Below are 12,182 nucleotides of genomic sequence, written 5' to 3' on the forward strand. Positions count from 1 at the left end.
TTAAGCCATCAGGAATTTAAATTAGTGTTTAAGGGAGAATGAGCAACATTATTAATTTTGATAATTAATGATAAAAGAAGGGCAGGTCAATTAAGCCTGCCCAAACTCAGCTTTAAATCAAACTTACTTCACGCTGACTTTAGCACCAGCTTCTTCCAATTTCTTCTTGGTATCTTCAGCGTCGTCCTTGTTAGTTCCTTCTTTAATGGGTTTAGGAGTAGATTCAACAAGGTCTTTAGCTTCTTTAAGACCCAAACCAGTGATAGTCCGAACCACTTTAAGGATTGCAATCTTCTTATCAGCCGGAACTTCTTCGAGAATAACATCGAATTCAGTTTTCTCTTCTTCAGGTTCAGCAGCAGCCGCCGCCGTAGGAGCAGCCATGACTACACCGCCAACAGGTGCAGCCGCGCTAACGCCAAAAGCTTCTTCAATTTGCTTAACCAGTTCAGCCGCTTCTAAGAGGGTCAAACTTTTTAACTTTTCCAAAATTTCATCAGTTGCAGCAGACATGAATGTTACTCCTTATTGTGTAATAGATGGTTAGTTATTAGTGATTAGTCATTAGTGATTAGTCATTAATTAATCATTGATTAATTAGTCGTAAAAAAGCGAGTATGCTAGTTACTAATGACTAATGATTACTGACTATTGACTGGGGTGCTTCACTGTGTTCCGCACTAATTAGCCTTCTTCCTTTTCGGAATAAGCTTGGATACCGCGTGCAATAGAAGAGGGAACTTCTTTGATGCCCACAGCAATCTTGGTAGCCAGAGCGTTGAGAGCGCCAGCGATTTGAGCATATAATTGCTCTTTGGTGGGCAAATCGGCTAAAGCTTCTACTTGATCTTTAGTCAAGCTGCGCCCTTCCATGACACCACCGCGTAATTCGGTTTTTTTGCTGTCTTTTTGGAAGGCTTTATAAGCTTTCACGGCTCCGCCCACATCTTCAGGCACGAGCAGGATAGCAGAGGACCCCTTGAGATGTTCGTGCATGACTTGCCATTTTTCATCCCCATCAACGGCGATGCGAACAAGGGTGTTTTTGGCAATTTTGCAGGTTCCTCCTAGGGGGCGTAGCCGCCTGCGTAGGTCGGTTATTTCAGCAACCGTTAGCCCTTGATAATCGATGACGACGGCTAGTTGAGACTCTTTTAGGAGTCCTTTGAAATCCGCTACCACCTCTTCTTTGTTTTCTCGGGTTCTTCCCATTGGGTTGTCACCTCCTTAAGGGTTAAAAAACACTTTTGCATGAAGACCATAAAGAAACCCCTGGCGTTTTGCCGGGGTTAAAAGCCACAAGGATAAAAGGATAAAGCTCAAGAATAACTCTTGACTCGGGTTTGACTTTTTTCTTGTTTTGGCTAGTACCTCGGCAGGATATTAAGCGAAATGCACCTACTGTCTTCGGTTATGGCCTTAATTGAATTTAAAATTAAATTTAGGCTTCTGCTTTCAAGTCACGGAGACTGTTGACATCTACTTGGATAGAGGGACCCATCGAAGCAGAAACATAAATTGTACGCCAGTAACGACCTTTTGCCCCAGAGGGACGGTTACGGTCTATGGTTTCTTGTAAAGCTTTTAAGTTAACCAACAGGTCTTCGGCAGAAAAAGAAGCTTTTCCAAACATAACATGAACAATCCCTGTTCGGTCAGCCCGGAATTCTTGTTTCCCTGCTTTAAACTCTTGAATAGCTGCGGCTAAATCTGTGGTGACGGTGCCGCCTTTAGGGGATGGCATTAAGCCTCTCGGACCTAATAAACGCCCTAATTTAGCGACTTTCGGCATCATATCTGGTGTAGCGATTAATACCTCAAAATCCATCATTCCGTTTTGGATTTCGTCAATTAATTCTTCTGAGCCAACAATGTCAGCCCCTCCATTACTGGCTTCTTGGACTTTTTCGCCTCTGGCGATGACGGCCACGCGAACGGTTTGGCCGGTGCCTTTGGGAAAGGTAACGGTTGTCCGCAATTGTTGGTCGGTGTATTTGGGGTCAATGCCTAGACGCACATGAGCTTCGGCTGTTTCGTCAAATTTGGCTGTTGCGGTTTCTTTGAGTAAATTGAGGGCTTCTAGCGGCTCATAAGCCTTATTTTCATCGACTTTAGCCAGTGCCTCTTTTAAGCGGCGGGATATTTTTTTAGGCATTTTTTCTCCTTGGGTTGATAACGAAGCGCTTGCTTCTCCCCGAAAAATAGTAAACAGTAAATAAGGTTAATTGATGAGTGTTAAGGGCATTAATCTTTAATGCTGATTCCCATGTTGCGGGCGGTTCCGGCCACAATTTTCATGGCTGCCTCAATATCGTTAGCATTGAGGTCTGGCAATTTTGTTTGGGCTATTTCTCGCAGTTGGTCATTGGTAATTGAGCCGACATTCTTTTTGTTGGGTTCGTTAGAACCTCTTTCTACTCCTGCGGCTTTACGGATTAAAACTGAAGCGGGAGGAGTTTTAAGAATGAAAGTGAAACTGCGGTCTTCAAAGACTGATATTTCTACCGGTACTACCATTCCGGCTTGATCTGACGTTTTTGCATTGTATTCTTTGCAAAAAGCCATAATATTGACCCCATGTTGACCCAATGCGGGACCTACAGGAGGGGCGGGGTTAGCCTTTCCCGCAGGAAGGGCTAATTTAATAATTGCGACTATTTTCTTTGCCATAGGTTAGCCTTGTTTTTCAATCTGATTAAATTCCAACTCTACTGGTGTTTCTCGCCCAAAAATCGAGAGTAGTGCTTTTAATTTACTCCTTTCTGGGCTAACTTCTATCACTTCCCCTTCAAAATCTTTAAAGGGTCCAGAGAGAACCATGATTTTGTCGCCCACTTCTAAGTCTACCTTGACCACAGGTTCTTGACCTTGGGCAACTTTAAAGATCCTCTCTACTTCTGAGGAACTTAGGGGCATGGGTTTGACGTGACCTCTCCCTCTCCCATAACGACGTTTTTGTTCGGCTCCGACGAAGTTGATCACATTCGGGGTGTTTTTCACCACCTGCCAGGCATCATCATCCATGATCATTTGAACTAGGACATATCCTGGAAAAACTTTTTCTTCTCCGTGTTGACGACTGCCGTCTTTACGGATTTTCACCGTTGGGGTTTGGGGAATTTGGATTTGTAAAATACGGTCAGCCACATCTAAGGTGTGGATGCGCTGTTCTAGATTAGTCTTAACCCGCTTTTCACATCCCGAAGCCACTTGAACCGCATACCAGCGTGCGTTCTTTTTTCTTTGCTCTTGTTCTAAGTGTTCTAACTCCTCAAGTTCTTGTGATTGATCGTCTGTAAATGTCATTTAAAATACCTTCCCTGCTACCCAAGCGAAGAAGTTATCCACCAAATAAATTATGGTAGCTACTAAAGTCACCATTAAGATTACTGCCGCCGATTCACTGATTAATTGCTGTCTGGAAGGCCAAACAACTTTTCCGAGTTCCTCTTTGGTTTCCTTGGTAAACTCTGTGAGTTGAAATTTTTGAGTTTCTTCTTTGGTTTCGCTGGTTTCTTTTTTTTGCGCTTCTTTTTTAACCACGATGGCTGCTTCTCCCCTTTTCAGTTAACAGTTATCAGTTACCAGTTATCAGTACCAGTTTTTCAGTTATCTATTTATATTAGTTTACTTTCAAGCTCGTACTGATTTCCTAGTTAACTGAAATTTAAGCAGCACTCGCCTCACCCTGTTTCAGCAGCTATTGGCATTTTTGTGCCTAACGCGCCCTGGAGGACTTGAACCCCCGACATCAGGTTTTGGAGACCTGCGTTCTACCAACTGAACTAAGAGCGCACGGGAATGTTAGTAAGCTAGTCTTATGCTTGGCTTTACACTTTTCTTATCATAGCATAATCTGCTTTAATGCCAACTAGATCAAACAGGTGCGCTGCTTTTTTTTAAAGTGGACGATCAAAACGCTGTTGAATGCGAGTCGCTTTTCCAACCCGGTCGCGCAAGTAGTATAATTTGGCTCGGCGAACTTTACCGCGACGGATCACTTTAATGCTGGCAATTCTAGGAGAATGGAGCAAGAATACTCTTTCTACTCCTACGCCTTGAAATACCCGCCGCACTGTCATTGTTTTGTTGATTCCACTATTGCCCATAGCGATCACGGTGCCTTCGTAAGGTTGTATCCGTTCTTTACCGCCTTCGACAATTTTTACACCCACCCGAATTGTGTCACCAACGTGAATGGTTGGTAAGTCCGAGTTGAGGTATTCTGCCTCGATTGATTTAATGATTTGTTCGGCGTTCATGGCTGTTGCAAAAACTCACAATTTATTATCATACCTTATCTTTTTAAATAAGGCAAGATGCCAAGTCTTTAATTTATTCTCTAGTCCCTAGTTTTTTCAATATTAGGATTGGATGGCTTGCGCTCAGAAAATCCCCAGACAAATAAAGCACTCACCAAAAGGATCATCGCCCATTCCGGTAAAACCACTTCGGGATTAATCACGCGCAGGAGTAAGCGTAATCCCACCAAACCCACCGTAACTAATCCAGCATCTTCTAAATGAGTAAACTCCTCTAGCCAGCGAATAAATAATCCAGCCAAAAATCGCAGCGTAATTACGCCGATGGTTCCACCTACTAGCACTAGCCAAAGATCATCAGCTACGGCGATGGCGGTTGTGACGCTATCGAGAGAAAAGGCTAAATCTGTTACAGCAATCATAGGAATGGCTTGCCACAGTGAGGAAAAGCCGAGGCGATGGGCTTTTTCTTCATCGGTTTCTTGAGAGGTAAAATACTTGAAAACTAACCACAGCAGATAAATTGCCCCTAATAACTCAAATTGCCAATATTTAATCACCCAGGTAGCGGTAAAGATTAAAATCATGCGAAGCACATAAGCGATCAATAAGCCTATATTAAGTGCGTAACGCTGATCTTTAGGATTTTCTATCTCTTGAGCGATAGCGGCTAAGGCGATGGCATTATCGGCAGAGAGTACCGCTTCTAGGGCAATCAGAATCAGCAGCACTAAGGGAGTTTTTAGACTCAGACTTAAGGAAGAGTCAAGAATTTGGTCTAGCATTTAAAAGTGTTTGATGGCCAAAATCTACATCAGTAAGTGGACGGCGAGGGAATTTAAGACAAAAAGTCAAGAATTAGACTCGTCTATCTTCTGGCATTATAAACTTTTCCATCAGGCATAATCGCTTCAGATAAGTTTACCCGGCTTAAATTAGCGCTCATCAAATCGGATCGAGTTAGATTCGTATTGCTTAAGTCGGCCCCGGTTAAATTGGCTTTGGCAAAGAAAACCTCGATTAATTCAGCTTCTTTAAGATATGCCCCCGACAAATTAGCTCTCGTCAAATCTGCGTGATTCAGGCGAGTAAAAGATAAATTAGCGCCGCTAAGATTAGTAGCATTCAGGTTAATATGAGTCATAATAGCTCCCTTAAAATTGGCCCCACCGGCTTCGGCTTGCATCATTTTTGCTCTGACTAAATTAGCATTATTCAAGTCGGCTCCTGTCAAGTTAGCTCCCACTAAATTAGCTTCTGAAAGAATTGTCCCTGTAAGGTTTGCTTTGCTTAAATCGGCTTTTCGTAAATCGGCATCTCGTAAATTAGCCTCTTTTAAATTAGCGCCGCTTAAATTGGCTCTAGCGAGATCTACCCCTTTCATATTTGCGCCTTGTAAATCGGCTTTAAATAAGTTAGCCGCTTGCAAATTCGTATTAAAGTTTTTCTTTTCCTGACGCATATTCGCGCCTCTAAGGCAGGCTCCTGTTAAGTTTGCCCCACTTAAGTCTGAGCCTCTGAGATCGGCACCAATTAGATTAGCATCTAAAAGCATAGCTAAAGTCAGGTCTGTTTCTTGCAAGATTGCGCCGCTCAAAATAATGCCATGAAGCATAGCACTACGTAAATCTGCCCCTGTTAAATCGGCTTGAGATAGATTTGCGCCACTGAGATCACTAGCTACTAAGTTGGCTTGGGCTAAATTGGCTCGGTTGAGATAAGCAAAGATCAGATTAGCACCATGAAGATCGGCTTCGTTGAGGATAATACCAATTAAGTCAGCCCCTACCAGATTAGCGCCCGGAATTTTCAAGCCGCTAAAGTTAATTTCTCCGTTTGAATAGCGTTCAATTAGTTCTTTTGGTTTCATATTAACTGTTTGAGCCAAAGATTTTTTTTAAAAGTCTTGTGATTTATAAAATATGCCCAACGGCTTGAAGAATAACATTGACGGTTTGTAAATTTGAGTCTACATCGTTTTGCTTTCTAGCAATATTCACTAATTTTGTTTCTATTTCTTGTACACTTTTTCTACTCTCAATTAGTTGTTGTAGAAAATCTTCTAAAATATAACCTTTTAAAATTGACCAATCTTGTCCCGTTTGGTCCCAAGGCTGGAAGAGGAGAGAATATAATAATATTTTGGCTCTTAATGGATTAGTATATTGGAGGATTTCCAGCCGCACTTCAAACAGGTTATATTCTTTATTAGTTTCTTGTACCGGCTGAAACTCGGGTAAGTTAATTTGAGTTAAAGTATGTGAAGCCGGCGAGTTTTTGGCACTAATAACTGTGGGATATACCTCTTCAGCATATAAGTCCCTTGGGGAGTTTATTGAAGAAATTTGAGTTAATTCATGAGCCGACTGAATTTCTGTTTTATCCAAATGGATGATTTGAGTTTCAATAATATTTGTGTCGATTTTGCTGCTTTTTTCTTCTTCATATTCTACCTCGGTATCGTAGAGAATTTCGATTTGATTTAAAATTAAGGTGGCTATGGCTAAATAAACGGTTTTTTTATTGAGACTTTCCACAAGTTTATTAAAGGCTTCCCTCAAATTAATTTTATTTTGATATTTTTGACGAAGTTCTAAAATTAAGTTTTTTAATCCATAAGCATCAATAATATTTGTGTCATTTTCCCATTGTTTTTTACTGACGGCAAAAATGAGTTTTTTAATGCGGCTTTCTTCTCGATGATTGGCTAAGTTAGCCACCACTTGATCAATGACTAATTGAGAATTTTGAAGCGGCGAGCTAGTTTCTTTTTTTACAGCAATAATGGCGGTTTGTTCAGATTCATCAGCCTGGCTAACCTGAGCCTTATATAAGCGACTTATTTGAGCTACAATGGTTTTTCCTAAAGGAGCATAAACTTTAGGTCTGTTGAGGGTTTTTATCAGTTTATAAATGGAAAAAGTTAATTGTTCATTACTAGGTTTTAGCCGAACTATTTCTTGAATTAATTCTTCCCAGGAAACCCCATTTAAGATTGTAGGATCATTTTCCCAGTATTTTTTGCAGATGCAAAAAACTAACTTTTTGATTCGTAATGATTCTTCATGATTTTCTAAATAATCAACAACTTTATCGAAATTTTCTGGAGAAAATTGCATACCACACCTCTAAATTATTTGAGAGGGGAAAGCTTCTATTTAAAGTAGATTGTAGACTGAAGACAATAGAGTTGCCTACAGTCTGTTAGGCGCTTAATACAGCACAATTTAGGAGCTAGGCATTAGGGATGCAACTGACTAGGGGACTAACTTTTAGACTCAGAAACTGGACCTAACTAATCAAGTTGAAATTTGCTGCAAGTGGCTCTATTTATAATCATACTCAAAGCCTATAGTTATCGATCTCGTTAAAAATTCTGAATATTTAAGAAAGATTTCCAGGCTTGATGGGGTTTTTACGTAAACTTAGTTGAATTTAAGTTTGATATTTGGCAACACGAGTTTTTTCTTGACGTTCTCGCCACCAAGCCACGAGGGGACTAGCAAGAAAGATACTGGAATAAGCTCCCAAAATAAAGCCAACAATTAAAGCTAAGGCGAAATATTTGAGGGTTGGTCCTCCAAAAAGGAAAATAGAGGTCAGAGGCAGTAAGGTCGTCAATGTAGTATTAATAGAGCGGGTTAAGGTTTGATCCACAGCATCATCAGCGACTTGGTTAATGGACAACTCAGGATTTTTGGTAGCAATTTCCCGCATCCGGTCATAAATAATCACGGTATCATTAACTGAAAACCCGATAATAGTCAAAAGTGCTACTAAAAATAGACTATCCACTTCAACGCCCAACACTAACCCTAAAATAGCAAATACGCCTGTAGTAATAAAGGTATCGTGAAATAAAGCCAAAACCGCAATCACAGCATAGTCAAATTGAAAGCGGAAACTCAGATAAACGGTAATGCCAAAGAATGACACTAGCAAAGCTAATAAACCCGCCGTAAATAGCTCTCGTCCAATGGTTGGGCCTACTGTATCAATTTGAATGGTTTCTACATTGAATGTGCCTATTTTCTCGTTTAATTGTTTTTGTAACTGAGTGCGTTGTTCAACGTTTAAATCTTGAGTACGAATGGAGAGGGCGTACTTGTCGATCACCTGCACACTGCTATTTCCCAGTCCTTGAGCCGTTAAAATGTCCTGTACAGAGCCGCTTGAAATGGCTTGAGTGCAGTTATTAGGAACAGAACAATCGAGTTCTAGTTGTATTTTTGTTCCTCCAACAAAGTCTAAGCTAGGACGTAAAGGGGCTTTAATGGTGGCAAATGAGACAATCATAGCAATGATGCTGATAATCGTCGCCACGCCCGAAATTGTCCACCATAACCCTCTATTTTTAGTTACATTTAATTTCATTGTTGTCATTAGTCATTAGTCATTAGTCATTAGTTGCCTGTTGCCTATTAAGTGTTAACTATTTACTGTCTGCTAAACTCGGTAAATTAGGACAGAACCATTGCGGCTTTTGGCGGATACCTGGGATATTGAGAACAGTCAATATTAACAGAGTCCGACTACAAGTTAAAGCGGTAAACATACTGATTAATACGCCAACAGCGAGAGTAAGAGCAAACCCTTTAACTAACCCTGAACCTAGCCAAAATAAGGCTCCACAGGCGATCAAAGTTGTCACATTACTATCTAGAATACTAGAAAATGCGCGGTAAAATCCTGCTTCAACGGAACGATAAAGGCTTTGACCGGCTCGTATTTCTTCTCGGGTTCGTTCAAAAATCAGCACATTAGCATCCACTGCCATTCCAATACTGAGAATAAATCCAGCAATACCCGGTAAAGTTAAGGTAACTCCTAATAAGGCAAAAGCCGCTAGGGTTAGAATAGCGTAAATAATTAAAGCAATATCAGCGATGATCCCTGGCAGTCGATAATAAAGTGCCATAAAGAGCAATACTAAAATTAAGCCGCCAATCCCTGCATAAATGCTACTTTTAATACTATCTTGCCCTAAAGTTGCTCCTACTGTGCGGTTTTCTACGACGGCGACGGGGAAAGGTAAGGAACCTCCGCGCAATTGGACGGCTAAGTCATTGGCTGTTTCAATGGTAAAATTGCCAGTAATCACGGCAGAACCGCCAGTAATTCCGGTTGCGGCAAATTCTGGCCCAACGACTGGGGCACTAATGAGGTTTTCATCTAAGAAAATGCCTATACTGCGTCCGGTTCCGGCTAACTGTTTTGTTAGTTGAGCAAACTTTTCTCCTCCATTTTGATCGAAGCGGATGGCCACTTCCCATTGATTGCCGGAGCGAGTGGGAGAAGGCCGAGCATCTTTAAGGTTTTTTCCGGTTAAATCTACGGAATCAAACAGTTTTAAAATGTCTTGATTGTTTCTTTGAATTGATTGGGTTAGTTCAGCGATTTTTTGCTTAGCAGCCGCATTATTTCCCTCTTTTTTGGCGGCTTCTAATTCAGCTTCTAATGCTTTAGTAATTCTATATACGGCTTGAAATTGTCCTTCTGTGCCTTTTCGTTGTTCTCTAAATTCTAACTGAGCGGTGCCGCCTAAAATTCGTTCGGCTTGTTGAGGGTCAGTTACTCCAGGCAGTTGAACTAATATTTTATTGCCGCCAACCGTTTGCACCAGGGACTCGGATACTCCTAAAGCATTGATCCGATTTTCAATAACGGTTTTAACTCCGTTTAAATCTTCTCCAGTAATGGTGGTGATTTCTTTTGTGGGTTGAACTTCTATGGTGAGTTGTGCCCCTCCTCTTAAGTCTAAACCCAGTTGAAGACCCAGGGTTTTTGTTATGATGATTGCTGCCACCAGCAATCCAAAAATAAATAATAAAATCCAACGTTGTTGTTTCATGGTTGTGGTCACGAATCAGTGGTCAATAGTCAGTAGTCAGTTGTGAGTTATCCGTTTTTGGTTATGGTTCACTGATTACTGACTACTAACTCAATTGTGGTTAAGCCATTATTTCTTTAACAGCTTCTACGATTTGATGGGGCTGGATAATGGTCATTCTCTCGAGCATCCCGTTATAAGGCGTGGGAATATCTTGAGAGGATAGGCGCACTACTGGGGCATCTAAATCATCAAAGAAATGCTCATTAATTAGAGCAATTAACTCAGCCGCTATGCCTCCGGTTTTCATACATTCTTCTACTATGATAACTCGATGAGTTTTGCGGATCGACTCGCCGATAGTTTCTAGATCAAAGGGCTTTAAAGCAATTAAATCAATAATTTCGGGGTCGTAGCCTTCTTTTTCCAACTGTTTAAGAGCTTGTGTACAATGATGGCGCATCCGAGAATAGGTTAACAGCGTTACATCTTTACCCCGTCTGACAATTTCGGCTTTATCTAAGGGGACAATATACTCATTGTCGGGCAGATTATCTTTTAAGTTGTAAAGTAAAACGTGTTCAAAGAATAGAACCGGGTTATTATCTCGAATGGCGGCTTTGAGTAAACCTTTAGCATTGTAAGCTGTGGAACAGGCAACTATTTTCAAACCTGGAACAGCATGAAAATAGGCTTCTAAGCGTTGGGAATGTTCGGCCCCTAACTGTCTTCCTACCCCGCCGGGTCCGCGAATAACCATAGGAATTTTAAAATTTCCGCCTGAAGTATAGCGTAACATCCCGGCATTATTGGCGATTTGGTTAAATGCCAGCAATAAAAAGCCCATGTTCATCCCTTCGATAATGGGACGTAAGCCGGTCATAGCCGCTCCTACAGCGATGCCGGTAAAACTATTTTCGGCAATGGGGGTATCCAGGACTCGTAAATCCCCATATTTTTTATATAAATCTTTTGTTACTTTATAAGAGCCGCCATAATGCCCCACATCTTCACCTAGGACGAAAACCGCCTCATCTCTAGCCATTTCTTCATCTATGGCTTGCCTTAGCGCGTTATACATTAAAGTCTCTGCCATTTTGCTTACCCGCTCTATGTAAACTTTGTTTAACTGTAATCCTATCATTAACAGGGAGTAGGGAGTACGAAGCAGGGAAAGGGGTAAAGTTAAAGGGTTAAGGGGAAAGGGTAAGGGGTTAAGTTACAAAAGTTTCTGTCTATGTTGATTTTTGAGTAAGAGACTCGGCTCTCCTAATGATTAATCTATTGATATTTTATCTCCTTGATGTAAGATTTTTCCAGTTTCTGAAGCGGGAATCTTAGTATTGACACTAACTCGATAGTAATGATTAAAACGACTTGGGGTTGCCCAAGAGGGAAAAAATTCCTGCCGTTTGCTGACAAAAACTTTTTGAAAGTTAGGGGTTTGTTCTCCTGTAACTGAGTCTCTTGTGGGAACGATACAACGCTGACAGGGGTTAACTCCTTCTATAAGAATATCGCCGATTTTAAACTGAACGGTTTCGCCAGTTTCAGCAAATAATTGATCTTCCCAAAAAGCCGGAACTCCATCGATTTCTAAATTAGCTCTTAGTCGCCGTCGCATTTCCTCTACGGTTATGTTAGGAAACCAAGCGGCTAAAGTTTCTAGGGTAGCTGTACTGATTATCGTCGGACCATTGGCTTGAAGATCATCAGGAAAGCCGGTGAGAGTATTTTGTTGTAGTTTCACAGGACAATTAAAATAAGCACTTAACCACGCTTCTAAAGCGACTCGTCCCTGTTCAAGATGAAACATAACCGCTTTCTCTGTGCCTTCAATTCTTAGAGAAACCAGGTTTAAATCTGACTCAAAGCTTGTACGTAATCGATGAATTTTAGCATAGCGTTTGGCATTAATAAATTTTCCTTCTTGATCTAGGAGGGCAAATTCTCGGTCATGTTTAAGTGCGCCGCTTTCTAAAATTGTTGCTTGTTTAAGACTAATGCCATCAAGGGATTTAATCGGATAGATGAAAATCTGTTTAAGGTAGGGTTTTGAGAGCATTCAGGATGAGCGGATAAAGGTTTAA

The 12,182-nt window shown here is 41.0% G+C and carries 14 protein-coding genes, 1 tRNA gene and 1 other annotated feature; all 15 genes read right to left on the minus strand.

Going from position 1 to position 12,182, the window contains the following annotated elements; genetic code table 11:
* Positions 1 to 123: 123 nt before the first annotated feature.
* Entirely contained in the window at positions 124 to 513 is a 390-nt protein-coding gene (gene rplL / locus CYAN7822_RS13285; RefSeq protein WP_013322790.1) for a 50S ribosomal protein L7/L12, read from the minus strand.
* Positions 514 to 684: 171 nt separating this feature from the next.
* Entirely contained in the window at positions 685 to 1,212 is a 528-nt protein-coding gene (gene rplJ / locus CYAN7822_RS13290; protein WP_013322791.1) for a 50S ribosomal protein L10, read from the minus strand.
* A gap of 42 nt (positions 1,213 to 1,254) precedes the next feature.
* Positions 1,255 to 1,429 (minus strand) — a sequence feature (ribosomal protein L10 leader region).
* A 12-nt stretch (positions 1,430 to 1,441) separates the two neighbouring features.
* Positions 1,442 to 2,155, minus strand: coding sequence for a 50S ribosomal protein L1 (rplA, locus tag CYAN7822_RS13295; RefSeq protein ID WP_013322792.1), 714 nt, complete (start codon positions 2,153 to 2,155; stop codon positions 1,442 to 1,444).
* 89 nt (positions 2,156 to 2,244) lie between these two features.
* Positions 2,245 to 2,670: a 50S ribosomal protein L11 gene (rplK, locus tag CYAN7822_RS13300; protein WP_013322793.1), complete on the minus strand. Its 426-nt coding sequence runs from the start codon at positions 2,668 to 2,670 to the stop codon at positions 2,245 to 2,247.
* A 3-nt stretch (positions 2,671 to 2,673) separates the two neighbouring features.
* Complete coding sequence (gene nusG, locus CYAN7822_RS13305) at positions 2,674 to 3,306, minus strand: transcription termination/antitermination protein NusG (RefSeq protein ID WP_013322794.1); 633 nt, start codon at positions 3,304 to 3,306, stop codon at positions 2,674 to 2,676.
* A complete protein-coding gene (gene secE, locus CYAN7822_RS13310; RefSeq protein ID WP_013322795.1) occupies positions 3,307 to 3,543 on the minus strand; it encodes a preprotein translocase subunit SecE in 237 nt (78 codons plus the stop codon).
* Between the two features lie 179 nt (positions 3,544 to 3,722).
* Positions 3,723 to 3,795 (minus strand) — tRNA-Trp (locus CYAN7822_RS13315).
* Between the two features lie 104 nt (positions 3,796 to 3,899).
* A complete protein-coding gene (gene rplS, locus CYAN7822_RS13320; protein ID WP_013322796.1) occupies positions 3,900 to 4,262 on the minus strand; it encodes a 50S ribosomal protein L19 in 363 nt (120 codons plus the stop codon).
* A gap of 80 nt (positions 4,263 to 4,342) precedes the next feature.
* Positions 4,343 to 5,047 carry a TerC family protein gene (locus CYAN7822_RS13325; protein ID WP_013322797.1) on the minus strand — a complete coding sequence of 235 codons (705 nt, stop codon included), beginning with the start codon at positions 5,045 to 5,047 and terminating at the stop codon, positions 4,343 to 4,345.
* An 83-nt stretch (positions 5,048 to 5,130) separates the two neighbouring features.
* Positions 5,131 to 6,132 carry a pentapeptide repeat-containing protein gene (locus tag CYAN7822_RS13330; protein WP_013322798.1) on the minus strand — a complete coding sequence of 334 codons (1,002 nt, stop codon included), beginning with the start codon at positions 6,130 to 6,132 and terminating at the stop codon, positions 5,131 to 5,133.
* 43 nt (positions 6,133 to 6,175) lie between these two features.
* Positions 6,176 to 7,381 (minus strand): hypothetical protein, encoded by a 1,206-nt coding sequence (locus CYAN7822_RS13335; protein ID WP_013322799.1) that lies wholly within the window; start codon positions 7,379 to 7,381, stop codon positions 6,176 to 6,178.
* Positions 7,382 to 7,697: 316 nt separating this feature from the next.
* Positions 7,698 to 8,636 (minus strand): protein translocase subunit SecF, encoded by a 939-nt coding sequence (secF, locus tag CYAN7822_RS13340; protein ID WP_013322800.1) that lies wholly within the window; start codon positions 8,634 to 8,636, stop codon positions 7,698 to 7,700.
* Between the two features lie 58 nt (positions 8,637 to 8,694).
* A complete protein-coding gene (gene secD, locus CYAN7822_RS13345) occupies positions 8,695 to 10,113 on the minus strand; it encodes a protein translocase subunit SecD (RefSeq protein ID WP_013322801.1) in 1,419 nt (472 codons plus the stop codon).
* A 100-nt stretch (positions 10,114 to 10,213) separates the two neighbouring features.
* Positions 10,214 to 11,188, minus strand: coding sequence for an alpha-ketoacid dehydrogenase subunit beta (locus tag CYAN7822_RS13350; protein WP_013322802.1), 975 nt, complete (start codon positions 11,186 to 11,188; stop codon positions 10,214 to 10,216).
* A 180-nt stretch (positions 11,189 to 11,368) separates the two neighbouring features.
* Entirely contained in the window at positions 11,369 to 12,157 is a 789-nt protein-coding gene (locus CYAN7822_RS13355) for an MOSC domain-containing protein (protein ID WP_013322803.1), read from the minus strand.
* Positions 12,158 to 12,182 lie beyond the last annotated feature (25 nt).

The organism is Gloeothece verrucosa PCC 7822 (assembly GCF_000147335.1).
Lineage (GTDB): Bacteria > Cyanobacteriota > Cyanobacteriia > Cyanobacteriales > Microcystaceae > Gloeothece > Gloeothece verrucosa.

Excerpts from the sequence above, each read along its gene's own strand:
- rplL (WP_013322790.1), bottom strand. The coding sequence starts at position 513 with ATGTCTGCTGCAACTGATGAAATTTTGGAAAAGTTAAAAAGTTTGACC.
- rplJ (WP_013322791.1), bottom strand. The coding sequence starts at position 1,212 with ATGGGAAGAACCCGAGAAAACAAAGAAGAGGTGGTAGCGGATTTCAAA.
- rplA (WP_013322792.1), bottom strand. The coding sequence starts at position 2,155 with ATGCCTAAAAAAATATCCCGCCGCTTAAAAGAGGCACTGGCTAAAGTC.
- rplK (WP_013322793.1), bottom strand. The coding sequence starts at position 2,670 with ATGGCAAAGAAAATAGTCGCAATTATTAAATTAGCCCTTCCTGCGGGA.
- nusG (WP_013322794.1), bottom strand. The coding sequence starts at position 3,306 with ATGACATTTACAGACGATCAATCACAAGAACTTGAGGAGTTAGAACAC.
- rplS (WP_013322796.1), bottom strand. The coding sequence starts at position 4,262 with ATGAACGCCGAACAAATCATTAAATCAATCGAGGCAGAATACCTCAAC.
- CYAN7822_RS13325 (WP_013322797.1), bottom strand. The coding sequence starts at position 5,047 with ATGCTAGACCAAATTCTTGACTCTTCCTTAAGTCTGAGTCTAAAAACT.
- CYAN7822_RS13330 (WP_013322798.1), bottom strand. The coding sequence starts at position 6,132 with ATGAAACCAAAAGAACTAATTGAACGCTATTCAAACGGAGAAATTAAC.
- CYAN7822_RS13335 (WP_013322799.1), bottom strand. The coding sequence starts at position 7,381 with ATGCAATTTTCTCCAGAAAATTTCGATAAAGTTGTTGATTATTTAGAA.
- secF (WP_013322800.1), bottom strand. The coding sequence starts at position 8,636 with ATGAAATTAAATGTAACTAAAAATAGAGGGTTATGGTGGACAATTTCG.
- secD (WP_013322801.1), bottom strand. The coding sequence starts at position 10,113 with ATGAAACAACAACGTTGGATTTTATTATTTATTTTTGGATTGCTGGTG.
- CYAN7822_RS13350 (WP_013322802.1), bottom strand. The coding sequence starts at position 11,188 with ATGGCAGAGACTTTAATGTATAACGCGCTAAGGCAAGCCATAGATGAA.
- CYAN7822_RS13355 (WP_013322803.1), bottom strand. The coding sequence starts at position 12,157 with ATGCTCTCAAAACCCTACCTTAAACAGATTTTCATCTATCCGATTAAA.